This window comes from Caldalkalibacillus salinus (assembly GCF_016745835.1).
Lineage (GTDB): Bacteria > Bacillota > Bacilli > Caldalkalibacillales > JCM-10596 > Caldalkalibacillus_A > Caldalkalibacillus_A salinus.
On the sequence record NZ_JAERVL010000015.1, the window covers coordinates 119,474 to 143,691 of the forward strand.

Annotated in this window: 22 protein-coding genes; 1 reads left to right on the forward strand and 21 read right to left on the reverse strand. The window is 42.2% G+C overall.

Features of this window, described 5'->3' with window-relative positions:
- Nucleotides 1–18: 18 nt before the first annotated feature.
- The 21 genes from JKM87_RS10140 to JKM87_RS10240 form a co-directional block, all read right to left on the reverse strand.
- Nucleotides 19–1,389 (reverse strand): LysM peptidoglycan-binding domain-containing protein, encoded by a 1,371-nt coding sequence (locus JKM87_RS10140; RefSeq protein ID WP_202080240.1) that lies wholly within the window; start codon nucleotides 1,387–1,389, stop codon nucleotides 19–21.
- A gap of 782 nt (nucleotides 1,390–2,171) precedes the next feature.
- Nucleotides 2,172–2,597 carry a cytochrome C oxidase subunit II gene (locus JKM87_RS10145; RefSeq protein ID WP_202080241.1) on the reverse strand — a complete coding sequence of 142 codons (426 nt, stop codon included), beginning with the start codon at nucleotides 2,595–2,597 and terminating at the stop codon, nucleotides 2,172–2,174.
- A gap of 168 nt (nucleotides 2,598–2,765) precedes the next feature.
- On the reverse strand, nucleotides 2,766–4,067 hold the full coding sequence (hemL, locus tag JKM87_RS10150) for a glutamate-1-semialdehyde 2,1-aminomutase (RefSeq protein WP_202080242.1): 1,302 nt from the start codon (nucleotides 4,065–4,067) through the stop codon (nucleotides 2,766–2,768).
- Nucleotides 4,067–5,044 (reverse strand): porphobilinogen synthase, encoded by a 978-nt coding sequence (gene hemB, locus JKM87_RS10155; RefSeq protein WP_202080243.1) that lies wholly within the window; start codon nucleotides 5,042–5,044, stop codon nucleotides 4,067–4,069. The genes hemL and hemB overlap by 1 nt, the downstream gene beginning before the upstream one ends.
- Nucleotides 5,045–5,048: 4 nt before the next feature.
- Entirely contained in the window at nucleotides 5,049–5,879 is an 831-nt protein-coding gene (locus tag JKM87_RS10160) for a uroporphyrinogen-III synthase (protein ID WP_202080244.1), read from the reverse strand.
- Complete coding sequence (hemC, locus tag JKM87_RS10165) at nucleotides 5,879–6,814, reverse strand: hydroxymethylbilane synthase (protein WP_202080245.1); 936 nt, start codon at nucleotides 6,812–6,814, stop codon at nucleotides 5,879–5,881. Before hemC ends, JKM87_RS10160 begins: the two co-directional genes overlap by 1 nt.
- A gap of 36 nt (nucleotides 6,815–6,850) precedes the next feature.
- On the reverse strand, nucleotides 6,851–7,675 hold the full coding sequence (locus tag JKM87_RS10170) for a cytochrome C assembly family protein (protein ID WP_202080246.1): 825 nt from the start codon (nucleotides 7,673–7,675) through the stop codon (nucleotides 6,851–6,853).
- A gap of 18 nt (nucleotides 7,676–7,693) precedes the next feature.
- The gene (gene hemA, locus JKM87_RS10175; protein ID WP_202080247.1) at nucleotides 7,694–9,070 is read right to left on the reverse strand and encodes a glutamyl-tRNA reductase; all 1,377 of its coding nucleotides are present in this window, start codon (nucleotides 9,068–9,070) and stop codon (nucleotides 7,694–7,696) included.
- A gap of 263 nt (nucleotides 9,071–9,333) precedes the next feature.
- Complete coding sequence (locus JKM87_RS10180; protein WP_202080248.1) at nucleotides 9,334–9,741, reverse strand: hypothetical protein; 408 nt, start codon at nucleotides 9,739–9,741, stop codon at nucleotides 9,334–9,336.
- Nucleotides 9,742–9,781: 40 nt separating this feature from the next.
- Nucleotides 9,782–10,504 carry an amino acid ABC transporter ATP-binding protein gene (locus JKM87_RS10185; RefSeq protein ID WP_202080249.1) on the reverse strand — a complete coding sequence of 241 codons (723 nt, stop codon included), beginning with the start codon at nucleotides 10,502–10,504 and terminating at the stop codon, nucleotides 9,782–9,784.
- A gap of 23 nt (nucleotides 10,505–10,527) precedes the next feature.
- Nucleotides 10,528–11,139 (reverse strand): amino acid ABC transporter permease, encoded by a 612-nt coding sequence (locus JKM87_RS10190; RefSeq protein WP_202080387.1) that lies wholly within the window; start codon nucleotides 11,137–11,139, stop codon nucleotides 10,528–10,530.
- Between the two features lie 308 nt (nucleotides 11,140–11,447).
- On the reverse strand, nucleotides 11,448–12,233 hold the full coding sequence (locus JKM87_RS10195) for a transporter substrate-binding domain-containing protein (RefSeq protein WP_202080250.1): 786 nt from the start codon (nucleotides 12,231–12,233) through the stop codon (nucleotides 11,448–11,450).
- Nucleotides 12,234–12,712: 479 nt separating this feature from the next.
- On the reverse strand, nucleotides 12,713–13,297 hold the full coding sequence (gene yihA / locus JKM87_RS10200; RefSeq protein WP_202080251.1) for a ribosome biogenesis GTP-binding protein YihA/YsxC: 585 nt from the start codon (nucleotides 13,295–13,297) through the stop codon (nucleotides 12,713–12,715).
- Nucleotides 13,297–15,621 carry an endopeptidase La gene (gene lon, locus JKM87_RS10205; protein WP_202080252.1) on the reverse strand — a complete coding sequence of 775 codons (2,325 nt, stop codon included), beginning with the start codon at nucleotides 15,619–15,621 and terminating at the stop codon, nucleotides 13,297–13,299. The genes yihA and lon overlap by 1 nt, the downstream gene beginning before the upstream one ends.
- Nucleotides 15,622–15,755: 134 nt before the next feature.
- Nucleotides 15,756–17,441 (reverse strand): ATP-dependent protease LonB, encoded by a 1,686-nt coding sequence (gene lonB / locus JKM87_RS10210; RefSeq protein ID WP_202080253.1) that lies wholly within the window; start codon nucleotides 17,439–17,441, stop codon nucleotides 15,756–15,758.
- A gap of 116 nt (nucleotides 17,442–17,557) precedes the next feature.
- Nucleotides 17,558–18,823, reverse strand: a complete 1,266-nt coding sequence (gene clpX, locus JKM87_RS10215; RefSeq protein ID WP_202080254.1) for an ATP-dependent protease ATP-binding subunit ClpX — start codon at nucleotides 18,821–18,823, stop codon at nucleotides 17,558–17,560.
- Nucleotides 18,824–18,836: 13 nt separating this feature from the next.
- Nucleotides 18,837–19,427, reverse strand: coding sequence for an ATP-dependent Clp endopeptidase proteolytic subunit ClpP (clpP, locus tag JKM87_RS10220; protein ID WP_202080255.1), 591 nt, complete (start codon nucleotides 19,425–19,427; stop codon nucleotides 18,837–18,839).
- 134 nt (nucleotides 19,428–19,561) lie between these two features.
- Entirely contained in the window at nucleotides 19,562–20,848 is a 1,287-nt protein-coding gene (gene tig / locus JKM87_RS10225) for a trigger factor (RefSeq protein ID WP_202080256.1), read from the reverse strand.
- A gap of 143 nt (nucleotides 20,849–20,991) precedes the next feature.
- A complete protein-coding gene (locus tag JKM87_RS10230; RefSeq protein ID WP_202080257.1) occupies nucleotides 20,992–21,801 on the reverse strand; it encodes a hypothetical protein in 810 nt (269 codons plus the stop codon).
- Nucleotides 21,802–22,014: 213 nt separating this feature from the next.
- Nucleotides 22,015–22,533, reverse strand: a complete 519-nt coding sequence (locus tag JKM87_RS10235) for a hypothetical protein (RefSeq protein WP_202080258.1) — start codon at nucleotides 22,531–22,533, stop codon at nucleotides 22,015–22,017.
- A 522-nt stretch (nucleotides 22,534–23,055) separates the two neighbouring features.
- Nucleotides 23,056–23,499, reverse strand: coding sequence for a carboxymuconolactone decarboxylase family protein (locus tag JKM87_RS10240; RefSeq protein WP_202080259.1), 444 nt, complete (start codon nucleotides 23,497–23,499; stop codon nucleotides 23,056–23,058).
- Nucleotides 23,500–23,699: 200 nt separating this feature from the next.
- Here JKM87_RS10240 and JKM87_RS10245 point away from each other — a divergent pair, with 200 nt between their 5' ends.
- On the forward strand, nucleotides 23,700–24,191 hold the full coding sequence (locus tag JKM87_RS10245; RefSeq protein ID WP_202080260.1) for an Rrf2 family transcriptional regulator: 492 nt from the start codon (nucleotides 23,700–23,702) through the stop codon (nucleotides 24,189–24,191).
- The last annotated feature ends 27 nt before the right edge of the window (nucleotides 24,192–24,218 follow it).

The following is a 24,218-nucleotide window of genomic DNA, read 5'->3' on the forward strand; positions in this document are numbered from 1 at the left end:
GCCCTCACCCCCTATGCTTTACTGTTTAGGTATATATAGGAGCTGCCCTTCTCTTAACTCTTGTGTACTCATACGATTCACTCTCATAATATCTGTCACTCTGAGCTCGTAACGTTCTGCTATGTCTTCTAATGATTCATTCTTTTGTGTGATGCACATGGTGAGACGAGTGTATGCCTGCCCTTCTTCTTCACGCCCCGACATGAGTTGTGCTAGGAAATCCGTTGTTGTGGATTCTGTCTGGTCTGTTTCAAATGTGTCTGCATCCGGTGAATCAGTGGCGTGAAAGTTTGTTTTCACTCTACCATCAAATAATGGTATGACTTTCCCGTCTGTATCTGCTTCGCGGTCAACTATTGACGCATCCAGTTGTTCAGATTCATTTAATCCCTCATGTTCATCTTGGTCGTCTCTAGAATCTAGTGACTCTTGCGCTTCGTCAATGTCATCGTCGCCTTGGTCTACAGTATCTGCTGTTGCTCCCTCTTGGTGGACACTTTGTCGTTCAGGTGTCTGCGTGGCTTCTACTGTTTCTGGCCCCGTTTGATCTTGTTCCGTCTGACTTTGTTCTGCCCTGTCTTGAGCGCAAGATTCATACTCAGTTTCTGGATCATTGCTGTTTGGACTGTGACGATAAAAAGGTTCGGGCGGCACTTCTTTATCAACTTCAGACGCCCCTCTTATCTCCTGGCCTTCATCTGACTGAGCGTCGCTCATGCTTTGGTGGTCTTGGTGGTCTGAACTTCCAGTCCTGGCTTCTTGACCTTCTCCTGCTGGTTCTTCAGCTTTTTGCTGTGAAAATTGTAGGGGTGGAGGCGTGTTTTCATGTTCATTTTCAGATGATTCGTCTTTTGTCGCTGCCACATCAAAAGCGGGATAGTGGGAGTCCGCACGAAATTCACCGTCTTTTTTCTCTAGTACGACATCCTTTTCTTTCTCCATCTCAATCCCTAAAATTGCGATATCCGCTTCTATATCGAGGCGATGTGAATCGACAATATGGTAGTCAAACTGCTCAACATGCACGTAAACGCGATTGAGATCCTCTACTTTTTCCTGGGGTACGGTCACGTCCACAGGAAAATACTTTTCTATTTTATTACGATAATCTTTTTCGTATATTTCTTTTTGATCCACTCTAAGGGGTTGAAAATGTAATTGATCTGCTAATGAACTCGAGTCTAACTCGAAACCGTCCTCCTCATCTTTGGCATTAAACTTTCCTGTCAATACTAAGCTTCCTCTAATGGTCACTAACCCACTATCACCTTCGACTTCAACATCCGGCTCCAAAGATAGACTTGTCACTTCTATGTGCCGTGCTTGATGGTCTAACCAAATGGATTCATTCAACTGAAACCGAATGGGTGAATGTTGTTCGGCTGCCATCGTCATCCTCCTCCCGAAATAGACCTTTACGATAATATATATGGGAATGTCCTTTTGAATATTCTACTTGATTTCATCTTTTGACCTTACGATAGTAGCGTGGCGTTAACCGCTGAGGACATAACCCATTATTTTTACAATATTTACAAAATAAACGTGTCAGCTTATGTTAAACTAAAATTATGTTCATAATGTCTCGTTTTTTCTTGATTTTCCTTGGTGTTCTTTCTTTAAAAGACTGATTGTGATCCTATTGAAAAAGAGGTGTATCGTATCATTCAAAGGATGTTAAAAGAGTCAAAAGAGTCAAATGTGCAGCCTAAGCATCTTTTATATATCTATGGTGGTTTCTTATTTTTAACATGGACCATTCATCTTTTTACCGTTGAACATTATACTAAGGAACACATGACAACTGGGATGATCTTCATTATCATTGTTTTAGCTTATTTTTTTCCCTGTATTTATTTGTATCACAAAAGTGAATGGGGAAAAAAGATCGTCGTAAGCAGTTTGATTTTATTATCCATTCTCATCATAATAAGATTGATGTTCCTTATCATTTCGTAAATAAAAAATTGTGCTTCCATTCATGTATAGTTTTTTACTATTCGCGTTTTATGGAAAAAAGGACACAAAGAAAGCTTGTAGAAAAGAGAACCTTACGGTGCTGTTTCTACAAGCTTATTTGAGAATCATGGGTAACATGCATCAAATCCGATATACTTAATATATGTTTTTATGACTCTATAAGTATAACGTCTTTGCTATTCCTTGCTATCTTATTCTACCACTAATGTGGCCACCATATCTTTATGACCGTTACCACATGGTATACTACATTCAATACGATATTCACCCGGTTCTAATTGTACGGTTTCTGAGCCAGCGCCATTAATCATCACATCAGTTCCGACGACTGCAATACCGTGGTGTCCATCCGCATTTTCAAGATTAATGGTCACCTCTCCAGAGGAAACAGTGTAAGCGTCTTGATCAAATTCAAAGTTTGATGCAACCACTGTCACTTCTTGAGCGTCAGCGGACGCCTCTGTCCCTTCTGCTTCGTTTTCTGCATTGGAGTCAGTATTTTCAGTTTCTGTCACATCATCATCGGCTGGTGTAGTCGTAGGTTCTTCGCTATTCCCACAAGCCACCAAGACAGAGAATAGTAATACGAATATGGCTAATGTTAAAACTTTTCGCATATATAAAGACCTCCTTTTGCGTTGGTAAATGTTTCATACTGCTATTATAAAACGAATAAACCTACCTCAACACCAATATATAAGGCAGAAATCTGACAAGATTATTACGAAGATGTGAACATTAAAAAGATCCCCCAAGTGTCGGGGGATCCGTATCTATATGTGAGGTTACGCTTGCTGTTCATTGGCTAAAATGCTTAAAGCCTTATCATTCGCTTCGATCGTACGATCTAAATCCTCTTGTGTATGAGCAGTGGATATGAACATACCCTCGAACTGTGAAGGCGCAATATAGATGCCTTCTTCTGTCATCAGTTGGAAATAACGAGCGAACCTAGATAAGTCTGACTGACTTGCCTGCTCAAAGTTCTCGACAGGTCCTTCAGTAAAGAAAAATCCGAGCATGGATCCCACGCGATTAATGTGATACGGGATTTGATGCTTTTCAGCGTTACGACGTATCCCTGCTTCTAAATAGGCCCCTTTTTCCTCCAGAGCGTCATACTGCTCAGGAGTCATAAGTGACAGGGTTTCGAAACCTGCCGTCATCGCTAGTGGATTCCCAGATAACGTACCCGCTTGGTAAATTGGACCGTCTGGCGCCACGTGGTCCATAATCTCTTTCTTACCACCGTATGCCCCAACTGGTAAACCTCCACCGACGACCTTCCCGAAGCAGGTTAAATCCGGTATGACATCATATAGTCCTTGGGCACAGCTGTAGCCGACTCTAAAACCTGTCATCACTTCGTCGAAGATCAGCAGCGTCCCATTCTGATCTGTGAGTTCACGTAAGCCTTCTAAAAATCCTGGCAACGGTGGTACAACCCCCATATTCCCCGCTACAGGTTCTACAATAACCGCAGCGATATCGTCACCAAACTTTTCAAACGCTAATTTGGCACTATCGAGGTCATTGTAGTGGACCGTAATGGTATGTTCAGCCGTCGATGCTGGCACACCAGGTGAATCTGGAAGTGATAAGGTCGCGACACCCGATCCCGCTTTAATCAGGAGGGAATCCGCATGTCCGTGGTAACATCCAACGAACTTAAGAATTTTTTGACGTCCCGTAAAACCACGAGCTAGTCGCAGTGCGCTCATTGTCGCTTCTGTCCCGGAGTTGACCATGCGGACAATGTCAACGGATGGCACTCGATCCACAACGAGCTTAGCGAGCTGAGTTTCTATTTCAGTAGGAGCCCCAAAACTCGTCCCTTTTTCAGTGGTGGTTTTTAGTGCTTCTACCACCTGCGGATGCGCATGTCCTGCAATGAGTGGGCCCCAAGAAGCCACATAGTCAATAAACTCATTTCCATCCATATCCGTTAGTCTGGCACCCTGTCCACTTTCAAAATATATTGGGCTCATATTAACAGATTTCATCGCTCTAACGGGGCTATTTACACCACCAGGTATAACCTGTTTTGCTTCTTCAAAGGCTTGTACAGATTTTTCGTAATGTCGCATTATTTATCATCTCCTAACCATTTGGCAACGTCTTTGGCATGGTAGGTCAATATCATGTCAGCTCCGGCTCGCTTGAATCCTGTTAGTAATTCTAATACGACCTCCCGTTCATCAATCCAGCCGTTTTGGGCTGCCGCTTTCACCATGGCGTATTCACCACTCACATTATAAGCGGCTACAGGGTATTGAAACTCGTCTTTTATTTCTCTCATAATATCCATATACGCCATTGCAGGCTTGACCATTAACATGTCGGCACCCTGCTCAATATCTGCTCTCGCTTCTCGTAGGGCTTCCTCTCTATTCGCTGGGTCCATCTGGTAAGTGCGTCGATCCCCAAACTGAGGCGTGGAGTGAGCGGCATCTCGAAAAGGGCCATAGAAAGATGAAGCATATTTGACTGCATAAGATAGGATAGGAATATCTTCATAACCAGCCTCATCTAATCCGGATCTAATCGCCTCCACGAATCCGTCCATCATATTTGAAGGGGCGATGACGTCCGCTCCAGCTTTCGCTTGTGACACGGCCGTTTTCACTAATTGATTAAGGGAAGGATCATTTAAAACCTTGCCATTTTCTACAACACCACAGTGCCCGTGATCCGTGTATTGGCACAGACAGGTGTCGGCCATAATGACCAACTCAGGTGCCGTTTCTTTGGCGACTTTAATGGCTTGCTGTACAATGCCATTTTCAGCGTAAGCTTGATGTCCATGTGGATCTTTTTCCGTTGGTACGCCGAATAAGATAACGGAAGGAATGCCTAGACGTTGAACTTCCTTTAATTCTTCTACGAGATATTTTAATGAGTAATGGTATACACCGGGCATTGAAGGAACTTCCTTTGTCGGTTGTTCTGCTCCTTCTACGACAAATATAGGATAAATGAGATCTTGAACACTTAGAGCATGTTCTCTGACCATCTTTCTCAGGCCTGAGTGACCTCTTAATCTACGATGGCGTTCATAACTCATAAACTCACACCTCTCTGTGTATAATATACGCTTCTATAGCCTCTATTAACCCTTCTACTGTTTGCTTTCTAGCTTCTATATGAACAGGGTAGCCCAAATCCATTGCCGTTCGTGTTGTTATGGGGCCTATTGAGGCCAAGTACAACGAAGAGGACTTAATCTGATTAAAGTCAAGTTCCTGTTCTCGTAACCAATAATCAAAATGGCGCATAGCTGAAGAACTCGTGAAGGTGACGACGTCGACCTGTTGGGATTTCAGCATTGTTTGTAGTTTAGGATAAGTTTGATTCGGTTTGATGGTCCGGTAAAGGACGTACGCTGTCACATCAAGTCCTTTTTCACGCATCGCCTGGGCGAGTGCTGGCCTGGACAAATTGCCATGAGGAAACAGAATCTTCTCATGACGCCCAACGTGTGGGAGCCACTCCTGTATCAAACCTTCCTGCGTGTGTCTTTGAGGAATGAAAGTGGCCGATAGTCCGTACTTCTGTAATTGTTTATTCGTTTTATGCCCTACAGTGACAATTGAGACGCCCCCAGCCAAGAGTCGTTTATAAAGGGATTCATGCTGGGGCTCCTGCTTATCCCTCGCGTTTTGTTCGAAAAAAAATCGCACGCTGTTTGCACTCGTTAATAGTAACCAATCATACTGCTCTATATGTCCATCAATACCTTTCAGCTGCTCGGAGGTGTGTGCAGGTATGATGTCAATCATTGGAAAGAGAAAAGGCCTTCCGCCCCTCGTTCTAATTTTATCCATGAACGATTGCGCTTGGTTTTTCGCTCTTGTGACCACAATGCGCTTTTCCTTTAATGGATAAAGCGGCTCAGTCATTACGAATCAAGACCTTCCTTTACTTTATCTAAGATATCTTTAGCCCCTCGCTGGATCAGAGCTTGCGCAACCTGCCGTCCTAAGGCTTGAGGGTCATCTCCTGTTAATGTTTGCTTTAAAATGGTTTCACCGTCGGGTGAACCGACGAATCCGGTCAATTGGATGGTCTCATCCTCCAAAGTGGCATGTCCCCCTACAGGTACCTGACACCCACCCTCTATTTCAGCTAGAAAAACGCGTTCCGCTTCCACCGTTTTTCCTGTTTCGGCATGATGCACCTTTGTCAATAAGTCGATGACTTCATTATCATCCGATCGACATTCAATGCCAAGCGCACCCTGACCAACAGCGGGTAAACAGACGTCATGAGGTAAGTATTGTGTCACGGTATCTTCGGACCAGCCCATACGTTTCAAACCAGAAGCGGCAAGAATAATGGCGTCAAAGTTTTCTTCGCGTAGCTTTCTTAAGCGGCTATCAATGTTACCTCTAATCCAATGTACCTTCAGATCTGGACGATAGTGTAGGATTTGAGCAGACCGTCTTAAACTACTCGTACCGACAACGGCACCTGCTGGTAGTTCATCAAGAGGTTGGTGGTCGTTAGAAATAAAAACGTCTCTTGGGTCCTCGCGCTCAGGTATACAACCAACGGTGAGTTCATCAGGCAATACAGCAGGCATATCCTTAATGCTGTGTACGGCGAAATCGATCTCTTTGTCTAACATCGCCCGTTGTATTTCTTTGACAAAGAGGCCTTTCCCACCTACCTTAGAAAGCATGACATCGAGTATTTGATCCCCTTTGGTCACAATCTCCTTAATCTCAAATTCAAATGGCAAACCTAGTGCCTCTAGTTTGTTAATGAACCATTTTGTTTGCGTCATCGCTAGGGCACTTCTTCTCGTACCGACAACGATCTTTCTTTTTGTCATTAAACATGCCATCCCTTCTAATACAATCTATCTGTTTTAGGACCAGATGTGAAATCTTGAAAACAAGCTAGAGATAAAATAGTTGGTTAAAAGTACAAAGAAGCAAACGCAATTTAGCTCAACGATTTTCTTCCCTGACCATCCTCTAACGACACGTTGGTATAAGTAAATGCCATACATGAGTAAGACAAATAAAGAAAACACGACCTTCGTATCAAACCAAAACGCCGCTTCTACGGTGTTGATAGCCCAAACAATACCTAGTATCAAGCTAAGCAGTAGCACCGGAAAACCGATCAAGTTTAAGTAAAACGATATTTTGTCTAACTGTGCTAAACTAGGGCCGCGTAAAAATTGCTTACTCCACTTCTTACGCTTTAAAAGTTTATGTTGGAACAGATATAAGACTGAAAATATAAATGACAACGTGAAGGCGGCGTAACTTAGGAAAGCCATCGAAATATGGATCGTCAGCCACTCAGAGCTCAATTGTTGGGCCATTTCCTCGGGGATTCCTCTACCGGCTACAAATAGGCTTAAGGCCATCACTGTAAAGCCAACCACATTCGTAAAGAATAAAAACAAATCCATCCGGAAGAACCAATTAATCAGCAAGCTAAAGGTAATTAATAACCAAGCAAAGAAAAACAGGGTATCAAATCTCGAGAATAATGGCAGGTGTTCCTGTTCTATCATTTTTACAGTTAGAAGTGCCGTTTGAGAAATCCAGACAATAGAAAGCAACCAGAAGGCTAAACGGTTTGCCTTCCGGTTGTGCTGTAAAAAGTCTACAAAGTAAAAGAGGACACTACAAGCATAGAGAATGATAATGAGCTCGTAAAAAAGATTATGATTAAACATGAGGCAGAAACCTCCTTTTTAATGAGCAGGAAGTTCGTTTCTTACTGCCTGTTCCTTGTAGGCTTTTTGTTTTTTATCTATTCGTTTCGCTAGCTGCTGGGCACGTTCGATCTTCTCTTGTTCTTTAATTTCTTCTTCTAGGGCAAAAATCTCCGTTACTAGATCGAGTGAATCACGCGCCCCTGGTTCTCCTGCGAGTTCTTTTACTCTTGTAATGGGATCACGCAGCATCTGGTTCACTATGCTCTTCGTGTGTTTTCTAATTACTTTTTCTTCTCTTTCATCTAAGTCTGGGCATTTGTTTAGGATACTTTGAACCGTTTCTTCCTGAATAGATAGCGCCTTCTGTCTTAAGGCTGTAATAACAGGAACGACGCCAAGTGTATTGAGCCATTTACTAAACTCATCCATTTCAATGGCGATCATCTCTTGTATTTTAACAGCTTCTTTTTTCCGTTCTTCTAAATTGGCGTTTACGATGCCATTCAAATCATCGATATCATATAAAAAGGCATTTTCAACTTCATGAATAGCAGGATCTAAATCCCTCGGTACAGCAATGTCAATCAAGAATAGTGGATGGTCATGTCGTGCAGACATCATATCTTCTATCTGTTGCTTAGTCATGACGTAATGATTAGCCCCCGTCGAACTAATGACAATATCCACCTGCTGTAAACACTGATCTAATTGGCTATAATCATACGCTTGACCGTTAAATTTCTGAGCAAGTTCAACTGCACGCTCATACGTCCGGTTGACGACGAATACCTCACTGACACCATTAGCGTTCAGGTGTTTAACGGTTAATTCACTCATCTTACCCGCACCGAGAATTAATACTTTCTTCGCACTTAAATCCCCAAAAACTTTCTTCCCTAGTTCGATGGCAGCGTAACTGACAGAAACCGCATTCTGCCCAATGTCCGTTTCAGCGTGAGCTTTCTTCGCTGTTGTAATCACTTGCTTGAACAACATATTGAAAATCGTACCTGTGGTCCCCGCTTCCTGCGCTGTAAAGAATGCTTCTTTGATCTGGCCGAGGATTTGTGTCTCCCCTAAGATCATAGAGTCTAGTCCCACTGGCACCTCAAAGATATGTTGCACCGCCTCATCATTTTCCTTAATATCTAAGAAAGGTTCAAAAACTTCCTTTTGTATATCAAAGGTCTCCGAGAGAAAGCGTTTAATATAGTAGCGTCCCGTGTGTAATTGATCGACAACAGCATAAACTTCCGTACGATTACATGTCGACACAATGACACATTCAAGAATACTCTTGGTTTGACGCAACTCCTGTAACGCCTCCGTAAGCGCATTGATGGGAATAGCAAACTTTTCGCGTATATGAACAGGGGTTTTCTTATAATTGATACCTACTGTTAGGATATGCATGCTTGAACTCACCCCAAATCATTAAAGTAACGATCGTTGTCCGTATTTTGTCCAAAAAAAGACAAGTCTAATAGTCATCTTGATTATTATAACAAATTTGTGAAGAGTATGCTTCGTTTGGTATAGAAAAATGTGAACATAATTTAAAAACAACAGTCATTCTCAGGCACTATAAGCGCCATCGAAGGTGCTGAGCATCTTGTCCATATCCTATTATACATGAATAAGTCCCTGTTCCCTAAAAAAATTGCTCAGTTTTCGCCTTATGACATATGTTCTTTCAATCCAAATATCACGTAGCGATTTAAATAAGGGGTATAAATCATTTCGATCTCACGTGTCTCCTCTTGGTATTCCTGTGCTAATCGTAGGTAGCCATCTTCATGCTCAAGGATTTTCCACTCACTTCCACCTCTTAAATCATTGGATAAGCTCGAAACATTGGCTATGATACGCTCTTCTAGACCTTCACCCATCATCGTGATATAACGGTGCTCATCCAAAGCAATCCTTACCGTATCTCGTTCGGAGTCGTTTAGGAAATATAACGTGACAGCGACCTTAAAGGGATTTTCTTTTTCTGCCACAATGTACCCTACGCCCCATACTGCTAAAACAATGAGGCAGAGTGCAGCAGGTACGAGAATCCTTCTATTCTTTAATATTGTCATGATACACACTCCCTTTCTCTCCTTATGGTCACTTTTACCTTTATAAGATCTTGCTTAAGAACGCTTGTGTCCGTTCCTTTTTGGGTTGTTCAAATATCTTGTCCGGCGTACCCATTTCTTCAATGCGACCGTCATGGAGAAAACACACGGTATCGGCCACTTCTCGAGCAAACCCCATCTCATGTGTCACGACCACCATGGTCATGCCTTCCTGCGCCAATTCCTTCATCGTCTCTAACACCTCACCTACGAGCTCAGGGTCTAGCGCCGACGTTGGTTCATCAAATAACATTATCTTGGGTTGCATGGCCAATGCCCTGGCGATGGCGACACGTTGCTTTTGTCCTCCCGATAACCGAGCAGGGTATTCATTTGCTTTGTCTCCTAGTCCCACTTTGTCCAGTAGGCTCTGTGCTTCCGCAATGGCAGTCTCTTTCTTTACTTTTTTGACCATTGTTGGAGCCTCAATTACATTTTCAAGCACATTCTTATGAGGAAACAAATTGAAATGCTGAAAGACCATGCCTACGTCTTGACGGATGATATTAAGATCATCCTTGTCCGGATCTATTTGCCTTCCATCAATATGGATTTCACCAGCATCCTTGATCTCAAGAAAGTTGAGGCAGCGTAAGAGCGTACTCTTTCCAGAACCACTCGCCCCAATCAGACATACCACATCACTTTCATTCACTTCTAGATGAACATCCTTTAATACGTGTAATTCGCCGAACGATTTATTTAAATGCTTGACTTTAATCATTGACATCTTCACCTCGACACTTTTTAGTGATCACTGACACTTAAACGATGTTCCAGTTTGTTCACAAACCAAGTAAAGATAAGGACGATAATGAGATAGTACACCGCCGCTAATATATAAAACTCTAGCTCTAGGTAAGTGGCAGATACCATCTGACGTGAGTAGTTAAAAATTTCTGTCATGCCAATAAAGGCGGCTAATGAAGAGTCCTTTAAACCGATGATAAACTGATTACCAAGAGGCGGTACTGTCCGCTTAAACGCTTGTGGAAGTACGATTCTTCTCATGGCTAGCGAGCTGGACATCCCGAGTGAACGAGCGGCCTCTGTTTGACCTTTTTCAATCGATTGAATTCCTCCACGGAAAATCTCAGCAATATAAGCCCCGTTGTGAAAGGCTAAGGCGAGTGAAGCGGCCCAAAATTGTGAGAAAGCGATAATCTCTGTAAAACCAAAATACAAGACAAAGATTTGAACGATGAGAGGGGTGGCTCGTACGACAGTAATATACAGGTTTGCGATGGCATTCAATGGACGGATGGGTGATAATTTTAATAAAGCAAAAAAGAGGCCGATAACCATCCCAATCCCCATTGCGGCCACAGTGAGTTGTAATGTCAGTTGCAATGCCTGCATAAAAAAGGGTAACTTATCGACGGCGTGATATAGAAAGGCTGATAAAGAAAACACATCCAAATGAAACCACTCCTTCTGTTGATTGTTTGAAGACCTAATCCACTCTTTGATCGACTCTTAAAAACGGGGGTATTTTTACATTCATGTCATGTTGATAAAAAAAGGCTCCCACCAGACCTTATGTAGTGGCGGAAGCCTGTATGTTCATGACAACGTACGTTTTTACAATAACCGTACTTTATGTCCGGTACTGTAGTGTATGACTGCGAGTATATTAATGAGAAACGATAAGGAGATTGGCTTCATCTCTATTCACCTTGAGGGCCGATATCTGTCCCGAAGTACCGATCACTAATATTCACATAAGTCCCATTTTCACGGATCTCGGCTAGTGCTTCATTAATCGCGTCCAGCAGTTCTTCGTTTCCCTTTTGAACGGCGATAGCCATCTGTTCTTCATATATGAGATCGCCAGCCATCTCAATTTCAAAACCTGTTTCCTCAATGGCGATGAGCCCCACCAAACGGTCGGTGATCACGGCGTCTAAATTTTCTGAAACCGATAAATCACGTAAGGCTGTGACGTCACTCTCATAGGTTGACACCTGACTTGTATACTCCCTAGCGACAGGTTCATAGGATGTCCCTAGAGCAACCCCAATCACATGATCGTCGTTCATTTGCTCAAGACTTTCGATATCGCTTCCTTCAGGCACAAAAAGTTGTGCCCCTGAGAGATAGTATGGGTCAGAAAAGTCTACTTCTTTTGCACGATCGGGTGTAATCCCCATACTGCCAATAATAGCGTCATACTTGCCACTATTAAGGCCACTCACGATGCCTGAAAAAGGCGTTGCATAAGGGACCGGTTCCCAACCGTGATATTCAGCAATGGCCTCTCCAATTTCAACATCAAATCCAGCTAATTCCCCTGTATTCTCATCTTTATAATTAAAAGGATGGTACTCCCCAGACATCGCGTACGTTAAAACACCCTCCTCTAGTAACACGCCAGTTTCTGCTGACCCACAGCCCACTAAAATCATACTTAACATGAACAGTAAAGCTAGTACGCTGAATAAACTTCTTTTCATTTTAATAATCAACCCTCTCCTTTTTTCATTCTGATACGTGTCTGCTCACACGTGATCCAATCCTTACGACTTAACGCTTTTGTCGGTCCGCCTAGCCCCGTGCATCATCACTTTCATTTTATCAAACTGTTTTGAATTTAGGAAAAATTAACATGATAAGTATGAACACAAGCACAGCGCTATTATGACACGTTTCTCTTACGATCATTCTATGGTGCATTGTCCCTTAATATTATAACGTGACTCACTTGTTAAAATAAAATCTGTTCAGTTAGCGTATACTTGTCTTTCCCTTGTCAATATCTCTTACTAGGACTTGAGAAGTCCGAGCCTTAGATTTTGAATGCCATATGTCCTTTTACTCTAAGTATAAGGATGTGGATGGCTCTATAACGGTTGTGACGATAGGGGAACATGAAAGAAAAAGCCCTCAATATAACATTGAGGACTTCTAAATGATACCGTATAAGAGGATGAGGCTATGTACGTAAATGTGCTAGTATGGCCGCCCATGCCTGGTCTTTTCCTTGTCCAGTTTCAGCGGAGAAAGGGAGAATCGGTGTGTCTTGATCTGCACCTAGTGTCTCCCTCACTTGTTTAACATGTTTTTGTACCTTGCCTTTTGGAATTTTGTCAACCTTGGTGGCTACGACGATGATCGGCATCTCCAGGTAGGCTAACCATTCGTACATCATTTGATCATCTTCCGTTGGCTTATGACGTATATCGACCACCTGAACAACACCTTTGAGGCCTTCACGTGTGGTCATATACTCTTCGATAAAGGCGCCCCATTTTTCACGCTCCGCCTTAGACACTTTAGCGTAACCGTATCCAGGTACATCAACGAAGTAAAATGACTCATTGATGATATAAAAGTTCAGCGTTTGTGTTTTGCCCGGTTTGGAACTCGTTCGAGCTAAATTTTTGCGGTTAATAAGTTTATTGATAAATGATGACTTCCCTACATTAGACCGCCCTGCCAAAGCAATCTCTTGCAAGGGGGCTGGATACTGTTCGGGACCTACTGCACTAATCACTAATTTTGCATCATGTACTTTCATTAAATTCTCTCTCCCACTAGTGCATGTCGCAATACTTCATCCATGTGCTCTACAGGAATGAACTTCAAGTCTTCTCTGACGCTTTCCGGTATATCATCGATGTCTTTTTCATTCTCTTTAGGCATCATCACGGTCGTCAAACCTGCACGATGGGCCGCAAGCGACTTTTCCTTTAATCCCCCGATCGGAAGGACACGACCTCTTAATGTGACTTCACCCGTCATCCCAATAAACCTCGATACCGATTTTCCAGACAATGCTGAGACGAGTGCGGTGGCCATTGTAATACCAGCCGAAGGACCGTCCTTAGGTATCGCGCCTTCTGGGACGTGAATATGAATATCTTTTTTCTCATGGAAATCAGGATCGATGCCCAGTTCATCTGAGCGAGAACGAATATAACTGAATGCTGCATGCGCAGATTCCTTCATCACATCTCCTAATTTACCAGTGAGGGTCAGTTTCCCTTTGCCCGGTAGGACGGTGACTTCTATGCTTAACGTATCGCCTCCGACAGCGGTCCATGCTAATCCAGTCGCTGCACCCACTTGGTCTTCTTCTTCAGCCAAGCCGTACCGATACTTCGGATTACCTAGCAATTGTTCCAGTGTATTCTCTGTCACAACAACCCGCTTTTTATCCCCAGCGACGAGGCGCTTCGCAGCCTTACGACAGACGTTTGCCATTTCACGCTCTAGGTTACGTACGCCTGCTTCCCTCGTGTACCGACGGATGACTTTGACAATGGCTTCCTCGTGTACTTGCAGCATATTCTTACTTAAACCGTGCTCCTCCATCTGCTTTGGTAGCAGGTACTTCTGGGCGATATGTTTCTTTTCCTCTTCTGTGTACCCTGGGATATAGATCATTTCCATCCGGTCCAACAGAGGACGTGGAATGGTATGGGTCGTATTAGCCGTTGTGACAAACATGACGTGGGAAAGATCATAAGGCTCTTCAATAAAATGATCGCTAAAAGTGCTATTTTGCTCTGGGTCTAGTACTTCAAGCATCGCAGACGCGGGATCTCCTCTGAAGTCACTGGCCATTTTGTCAATTTCATCTAATAAGAAAACTGGATTGACTGTCCCGGCTGTTTTCATACCCTGAATAATACGCCCTGGAAGCGCGCCAACATACGTTCTTCTATGGCCACGAATTTCTGCTTCATCTCGAACACCGCCTAGAGAGATGCGTACAAATTCTCGACCTAGGGAGCGCGCAATCGATTTAGCAAGGGACGTTTTCCCCACACCGGGTGGGCCTACGAGGCATAGGATAGGTCCTCGAATCTTCTGCACGAGCTTTTGAACAGAAAGGTATTCTAACACTCTTTCCTTTGGTTTCTCTAGCCCGTAGTGATCTTCATCTAAAATTTCTTCCGCTCGATTGATGTCAAGGACATCCTCGGTGGTTTTCTCCCAAGGTAAATCTAAGACCCAATCGATATAATTGCGAATGACACTGCTTTCAGCAGAAGTCGGTGGCATTTTTTCATATCGTTCTAGCTCTTTTTCAACCTTTTCGTGAATGCGTTCTGGCACGTCTGCGTTCTCAAGTTTTTCACGAAGTTCTTCAACCTCACCCGCTTTTCCGTCCTTGTCACCAAGCTCTTTTTGAATGGCTTTCATTTGTTCGCGCAGGTAGTATTCCTTCTGTGTTTTCTCCATGGACTTTTTCACGCGTTGGCCAATTTTGCGCTCGATTTCAAGGACTTCTTTCTCGTTACTAAGTATATCTAGAATTTTTTCTAAACGCGCCTGTGCATTGAAGGTTTCTAATATGTCCTGTTTATCGCTCATCTTCAGTGAAAGATGCGAAGCGATCATGTCTGCTAGACGTCCTGGCTCCTCAATGTCACGTACTGAGGCAAGGGTTTCAGCTGTCACCTTTTTAGATAGCTTGATGTACTGTTCAAACTGCTCAAGGACCGTACGCATCATCGCTTCCGTTTCTGATGTTTGGTCGTCTTCATCTTCCACTTTTTCAAAAGTCACTTCGATATATTCGTCTAACATATTGAAGGACGTTATTTTCGCCCGACTCAACCCTTCAACCAAGACACGAATGGTCCCGTTAGGTAGTTTTAACATCTGCTTCACGTGTGCAATGGTTCCAACATCGAAGATTTGTTCTTCAGTTGGATCATCAATATGGATATCCTCTTGTGTTGCCAAGAGGATTTTATGGTCTTCTACCATGGATTGCTCAAGTGCTTTGACCGATTTCTCTCTTCCAACATCTAAATGGAGAACCATTGTTGGATACACGAGGAGCCCTCTTAAAGGCAACAGAGGGATGACTTTTTCTTTTACTTCCCCCATAAACCTTAACACCTCCATTAGCTGTTTGTTCTATTTCAATGTTTGTATCATCTTGTAGTCCCAATACGGTGAATACAATGTGTGTTCAATTTTATCCTTTTATCTTGATTTTGTCTAACGTTAAACGCAAGCGCCTAATTATTCAAAGCAGGCGTTGATCCTGTGACGACATCCGTTTTGCTCGAAACGTCTGCCACCTTTGCTTTTTCATCGAGTAAAGCAAGCTTGAAGACTTCTTTTAGATCCTCTACAGGAATGACTTCAATCTGGTTCATTTCTTTAAAAATGGCCTGGTAGTTCTCTTTCGGTACGATCACCCTCGTTGCCCCTGCCTGAATGGCCGCTTCTACTTTGGCTACAACGCCACCGATCGGTTTGACTTTACCGTGTATGCTAATTTCACCCGTCATCGCCAGTTTGTTATCGACAGGCAAATTTTTAATGGCAGAATAGACAGCAGTGGCCATGGTGATCCCGGCAGATGGTCCGTCAATCGGGGTCCCACCTGGGAAATTCACGTGAAGGTCATAGCTATACGCATCAATATCTGTTCTTCTCAACACAGTGAGGACATTCTCGATCGATCCTTTGGCCATCGATTTACGCGTAACTGAACGACTGCTGCTTCCCATTGTCTCTTCATCGACAACCCCTGTAATATTGATGGTCCCTTTCCCCTTCTCTTTGGCTGGGTTGGCGGTGACCTCTATTTCCAATAGGGCACCCATATTGGGTCCAAATACAGCTAGACCGTTGACCAACCCTACTTGTGGGATTGGTGGCACTTTCTTCTCTGGACGAGGGGAGATTTGACTACTATGGATCACCCACTCAACGTCGCTTTCCTTAATTTTGTTACGTTCTTCACTTAAAGCGATACCGGCAGCTATTTGGACTACATTGACCGCTTCACGACCGTTTGTCGCATATTTGGTAATGACCTCTACGGCCTCAGGTTCATAATCAAACTTGATTTTTTCAGCCGCATCCCTTGCGATTTTACCTATCTCATCAGGCTTGAGTGAACGGAAAAAGATTTCTAAACAACGCGAGCGTATAGCTGGAGGAATTTCGTCAGGCATGCGAGTCGTTGCCCCAACCATTCGGAAATCCGCCGGCAGTCCATTTTGAAAGATATCATGGACATGGCTCGGGATGTTCGTATTATCCTCATTGTAATAGGCACTCTCTAGATAGACTTTCCGATCCTCTAATACCTTTAATAACTTATTCATTTGGATAGGGTGAAGTTCGCCGATTTCATCGATAAACAACAATCCACCGTGGGCCTTGGTTACAGCACCCGGTTTGGGCTGTGGTATACCTGCCTGCCCCATGGCACCCGCGCCTTGATAAATCGGGTCATGAACAGAGCCGATAAGGGGGTCTGCAATCCCTCTTTCATCAAACCTTGCCGTTGTGGCGTCCAATTCGGTAAAAGTGGCGTCATGTTTGAATGGGGATTTCAAACTTCTCTTCGCTTCTTCTAAAACTAACCGCGCAGCAGCCGTTTTTCCTACGCCGGGTGGGCCGTAGATAATCACATGCTGTGGGTTAGGTCCACATAATGCTGCTTTAAGTGCTCGGATACCCTCCTTCTGCCCGATAATATCTTCAAATGTTTTCGGTCGCGTCCTTTCGTTTAGGGGTTCAGATAGCGAAATTTGTCTCAATTTCCTCAGTTGTTCAAGCTCTTTTTTGGACTCTTTATCCACGGCCACTTTACTAGTTCTTTGACTCTTAAGTAGGTTCCAAAAGTATAGTCCTATAATAATCCCAAAAAAGATCTGAACGAAGATGACGATTGCCATGATGTTCATGAAATGACCCTCCCACAAATATTCTTAACGATATTTTGTAGTATTGCCTGTAGGAGGAAGAGATAAACAAAAAGCCATTTGAGAACATGCTCAAATGGCCTTCTTTATTTTGGTAACTATGCGCTTTCTTTTGGCTTGTTAACGATGACTTCTCCTTCTTTGGTCGTCAACGTTGGGGGCGTGTCATTCTCGACCACTTCCTTCGTGATCGTACACTTGGAGATATCTTCTCGAGACGGTAGTTCATACATGACATCGAGCATAAGGGACTCAATAATAGAGCGAAGACCGCGTGCCCCTGTATTTCTCGTAATCGCCTCGTTGGCAATGGCACGCAACGCGTCCTCTTCAAATTCAAGCTCTACTTCATCCATCTCCAGCAATTTAGTGTATTGCTTAATGAGGGCATTCTTAGGCTCAGTAAGGATCTGAATTAAAGCATCCTCATCGAGCGGCTCTAAGGTTGAGATAACCGGTAAGCGTCCGACGAACTCTGGTATTAACCCAAACTTTAGTAAATCTTCCGGTAAGGCCTTAGATAAGAACTCTCCCTCTTTGAGGTCAACCGTATCCTGCCCAGCACCAAAACCGATCACCTTTTTACCTATACGGCGTTTGATAATCTGTTCAATACCATCGAAGGCACCACCACATATAAATAGAATGTTAGAGGTGTCGATCTGAATGAACTCTTGGTGAGGATGCTTACGACCCCCTTGGGGTGGTACGCTTGCTGTTGTGCCCTCAAGTATTTTAAGTAACGCTTGTTGAACCCCTTCGCCTGATACATCACGTGTAATGGATGGGTTCTCTGACTTACGAGCGACCTTATCAATTTCGTCAATATAAATAATCCCTTTTTCCGCCTTTTCCACATCATAATCTGCAGCTTGTATCAGTTTAAGCAGAATGTTTTCAACATCCTCCCCAACATATCCTGCTTCAGTCAATGATGTTGCATCCGCTATCGCGAATGGGACATTAAGAATGCGTGCCATCGTTTGGGCCAGTAAAGTTTTACCACTACCGGTTGGACCGAGCATTAAGATATTACTTTTTTGCAATTCTATATCCTCAAGTTTAACCCCGGAACCGACTCGCTTATAGTGGTTGTATACGGCAACGGATAGAGATTTTTTCGCTTGGTCTTGACCGATCACATAGTCATTGAGTATGTGGCGGATTTCTTGCGGTTTTGGAATTTCCTTTAGTTCTAATTCCTCTTCAGTTCCTAGTTCCTCTTCAACGATTTCAGTACATAACTCAATACATTCATCGCAGATATAGACACCAGGACCTGCCACGAGTTTACGTACTTGATCCTGTGATTTTCCGCAAAAAGAACACTTAAGCTGTCCTTTTTCATCATTAAATTTAAACATTTTACCACCCCTTTTATCTCTGATCGTTTCGGGTGATCACTTGATCCACCAATCCATATTTTTTAGCTTCGTCAGCACCCATAAAAAAGTCACGGTCTGTGTCTCTTTCGATCACTTCTAATGGTTGACCCGTTTGTTCAGCGTAGACACGGTTTAATTTTTTCCGCGTTTTGAGTATCCAATCGGCATGTATCTTAATATCGGCGGCTTGCCCTTTGACACCACCTAAAGGTTGGTGCATCATGATTTCGCTATTAGGTAAAGCGTAACGCTTTCCTTTTGTACCTGCCGCCAGTAGGAATGAACCCATACTTGCAGCCATCCCGATACAAATGGTCGATACGTCTGGTTTTATGTACTGCATCGTGTCAAAAATGGCAAGTCCGGAGGTCACCGATCCTCCAGGTGAGTTTATGTATAAGCTAATATCTTTATCGGGGTCTTCCGCGGCTAAAAACAGCAGTTGGGCTACAACGACGTTGGATACGTGATCATCAATAGCAGTACCGATAAAGATGATACGGTCTTTTAGCAGTCGAGAGTATATATCGTAAGCTTTTTCTCCTCTATTTGTCTGCTCGACGACCATTGGTACGACTGGCATATCTTGAACACTCCCTTCTTCATAACATACGGGGTGAACTTAAGGGGTATGCACATATTCAGCATATAAAATTTGGATGTAATAAACAAGGCACGAAAACTCGCGCCTTGCTTTATCCTTATTTTAATTTATATTTATGCTACAGTCTTACTGTTGTTCACAAGAAGATCGACCGCTTTACGAATTTTAAGGTCTCCTTCTAGAGATTCAAGATTACCGCCTAGACGTTGTTTAATGTCATTGGCCTCCATATTGTACATTTCAGCCATTTTGTTGAGCTCTTCTTCAACTTCGTCTTCTGTCACTGCTATATCCTCTGTGTTCACAATCGCTTCAAGTGTAAGGTTCACACGTACGCGCTTCTCTGCATCTTGTTTGAACTGTTCTTGTAGACTTTCTTTGTCTTGGCCAGAGAATTGGAAGTACAGATCGAGGTTCATGCCTTGCATTTGTAAACGCTGTTCAAATTCTCTCGTCATTTGGTCCACTTCTTGATCAACCATGGCTTGAGGAATGTCAACTGTGGCGTTTTCAGCTGCTTTTTCAATCACAGTGTCCTTCTTGTAGTTCTCTTCCTCTTGGTCTGCTTTTTCTTCAAGCTTCTTACGGAGGTCTGCTTTGTACTCTTCAAGCGTCTCAAATTCAGACACGTCTTTGGCAAACTCATCGTCGAGCTCAGGTAATTCCTTACGCTTGATCTCATTGACTTTCACTTTGAAGCTAGCTTCTTTTCCGGCTAATTCTTCAGCTTGGTAGTCTTCTGGGAAAGTGACGGTAATCGTCTTTTCCTCATCTTTTTTCGTGCCGATCAATTGCTCTTCAAACCCAGGAATGAAGCTGTTAGAACCGATCTCTAGAGAATGGTTCTCACCTTTTCCTCCTTCAAAAGGCTCATCTCCAAGGAACCCTTCAAAATCGATCACAGCGGTGTCGCCGTTCTCAACTGCTCCGTCTTCAACTACGACAAGCTCTGCTTGACGGTCACGCACACGGTTCAGTTCTTCTTCCACATCTTCGTCCTTCACACTGAAGTCCTTCTCTGGTATTTCAAGACCCTTGTATTCGCCAAGCTCGACTTCAGGTTTCACCGTTACGGTCGCTTTAAAGATAAGGTTCTTACCCTGTTCCATTTGTTCAACGTCAACTTCCGGACGGTCTACAGGTTCAATTCCTGTCTCATCAATCGCTTTGCCGTAAGCGTCAGGTAGAATAATATCTAACGCATCTTGGTATAACGATTCAACTCCAAATCTGGCATCAAAGATTTTACGTGGCACTCTTCCTTTACGGAAACCAGGTACGTTCACCTTATTTACAACTTTTTTAAATGCTTTGTCTAGGGCTTCTTCGACTTCTTGTGCATCAACTTCAACCGTTAATACCCCTTCGTTCTTTTCTAGTTTTTCCCATTTGGCACTCATTTTATGCTTTCCCTCCTATGTATCTTACCGCTTTTTTAGCGAATAAATGTCGTCATTGCTGTTACGTTTCATAATTTACTGTATGATTCCGCAGTATAACCACCTTATTATAACACATCATTGTTCGTTTTCAAGTGATGCGCTTACTGGTTAAAGCTAAGTAATAGCGCTTCAAAACGTTGTTCATAATACTGCAAAGTAGATACCGTTTCTTCATATCTTTGGCTGATCGTATTGCGCAGCTGCAATTCCTTCGTTTCAGGTGTGATCATTCTAAGAGTATATAAATGAAGGCCGGCTGTCCAGCTTAAGGTATCGTCAATTTCTGGTAGAAAAGGATAATGTTTTTCTAAAAAATAAAACCACACTTCCGCGCCCATTTGGATGACAGTCGGATTATCATAAGTGTAATCTTGTAACGATTGTAATGGTTTGACGTACGTTTCGGGCCAATCTTCCTTAAGCAGTGGCACCTCTTCAAGCGTAACCGTCTCTGAATGCTCTCCTTTTCGGATGGGATAAGACCACGAACCTGGGCACACTTGCTTGCATTCTTGTAGCATCTTTGTCTTCAGCAGATGGTCTCCTTCCTCATATATAAGGAACGTTTCTATTAACTCATGTACCTCTTCTTGCATGAATCCAAACATCTGATCAAATGTTTCCCACTGCTGTTTCATATTCTCCTGCAATAACTGTTTGCGCCACAGTTGTAAACGGTCTGGTTCTACGACTACAGTTTGATTTGATGTCGTCTCAGGCTCTAACGACCGTCTAAGATCATCTAGAGCTTCTAGAATTTGGTTCGCTTCTTCATGATTGGGGTCTATTTCTAATACTTGTTCTAAATGTTTTTCTGCTTCTTCATACTCGTCCTCTTCTATCGCTTTGACCGCTTTTTTAATATATAGTTGGGCTAGATTAGGAAAGAGGATGAGGTTGTCTTCGGACATAAATGGGACTCCTTTTGATATATGCTATGTGAGTTATATCATATATGGCGTGGTGGTGTAAAATGTATCTACTAAATATATTTGTCCAAACTTTCAATCGAGTAAACCATGTTTCAACAACATAAATATATTTTACCCAACTTTACCACCCTAAATTTCGAGGTTTGTTTGAATACATCATTTGAAGACCGACAGGTTTGGCTGATTGGCCTTTTAATCTATAACACTCTTAATGTCACTAACGATTTGAGGATCATAATCTAGCTTCATTTGAATGGTTTCCTGATGTTGTTCCCCACCAGTTGTTGTCCAATAGATAATCATAAATGTACTTTTTTCAATATCTTTGATACTTAGGTTTTTATCTGGATAAAATCCCCCTCCGCCTACTTTTACGGGACCATCCCTAAGTCTTTCAGCGTTGAAAGTAGACGTTCCTTTTGGTCTTTCTCCATCCTTAAAAAAGTTATAGACCTCTACCTTAACTTTTCCCGTTAAATCATTTACATCACCTAAAAAGGCAACAGTATGACTTCCAGACATACCGTGTTCTCCCACTCCTAACCAAGCAAGTTGATAATTTGTTATCTCCCATTCCTCGCCTTGACCACTCATTTTTAATAAATACTGAGTGTGATCTATAGTAGTAGGAAAATACAGTTTAACGACCGCAAAAGTTAGGAGATTGGTAATAACTATTATGCCAATCACGTTTTTAAGTTTTAAACTCATGCTGTTCCCCTTTTCCTATAAAATTACAGTTGACCCTTTAAATCAACAATTACAGTTTAAAACATTTCGTCATAAAAAATAAGCCTCCAATATCGTTAAATTCTAGTTGCGGCCGTGTGGTTCATATCTGTATATTCGGATAATAAACGTTGTACTAACCGTCTCATTTAACATCATTGAACGCTTATCTAGCGGGTTTAGTATTTAATCCTCTTGTTTACATTCGTAGTAAAACGATTATAGATTATAAGCAAAAATGAGCTTGGCGAACATACACCAAAACTCTTTTCTTTTTAAATCCGTTATTAAACTAAAGCCCCTGTTAGTTTAAGTGCAATATTTCACAATCTAAGAAAGAATGCGACATCATACTTATAGAAAGACCTGAAATGATTTAAGGCAGACCCAGATAAAGTTAATTATTCTATTTTAGCATAAAATGGAAAAGCATCCAATTTGGTTCATTTGGATGCCTTTTTCTACAATCTAAGACGGACACTATAAGATGTTCGTTGTGAATAATTAATTTTTTGTTGCTGTATTCCCCATTGCAATAGAAATTCTATTCAAGCTGTTAATTTGATTGATTATTAGAACAAGGTCAACATATTGTCTCTCGTCATAATGTTCACGTACTCGTTGATAAAGCTCATTTGGTACACGTTTTGTCGGGATTAAAGTCACGTACTCTGTCAACTCAAGAGCTACTTTTTCTGCATCTGTGTAAAATGTACACTCTCTCCAAGCACTAATACAATATAAACGTTGTTCCGTTTCTCCCATTTTCTTAGCATCAGCTGTATGCATGTTAATACAATAAGCACAACCATTTATTTGAGAAGCTCGAATTTTAATAAGTTCACGAAGTTTACGGTCTATACCTGTATTTTTTGTATACTTCTCCATTTCCATCAATATTTTAAGTGCTTCTGGTGCTACATTGTAATAATCAATTCTTTGTTCCAATTTAATTACCTCCTTAAATAGGTTCTCACAATTAAAGACTAATTTAATCGACGATTAACACTGTCTATAATATATGCTATAATTACTTTTTGTCAAATAAATATATTTACCTATAAGAGATTTCTTTCATTTGACTAACACTCAAAATACTCTTAAGATACAATTTGATAACCCTTAAAATTAAAAGCAGGTGAGTTTATATGCAATATAGTGTCGGAGTTGAATATGCTTTACATTGTCTGGTTTATTTAATTGATGTTCCTTCAAAGGAAAGTGTTGGGATAAAGGATTTGGCAGAATTCCAAGGACTTTCTGAGACATTTCTTTCAAAAGTTTTTGGTAAATTATCTAAGGCTGGTATTGTAACTTCTGTCCCTGGTGTAAAGGGAGGATATAGATTATCTAAGTCCCCAGAAGATATTTCATTTTGGGATGTAATTGAAGCAGTTGAAGGTCCTAAGCCTATTTTTCAATGTAAAAATATTAAAGATAAAGGTTATTTGTATAGAGAAAATTGCTGTTCGGCTCCCTCCTCTTGCACTATCAATTTAGTTATGCTCTCTGCGGAAGAAAAAATGCGTGATGACTTGCGTAGTAAAACACTGTCATGGTTAAATGAAGAGCTTGATCGTGTCTTACCCAAACAAATACGTGAAGATACTCGGAAATATTTTTCGAAGTGCAACATATGAAAAAACCTCTCGTGAATTTCCTTAATT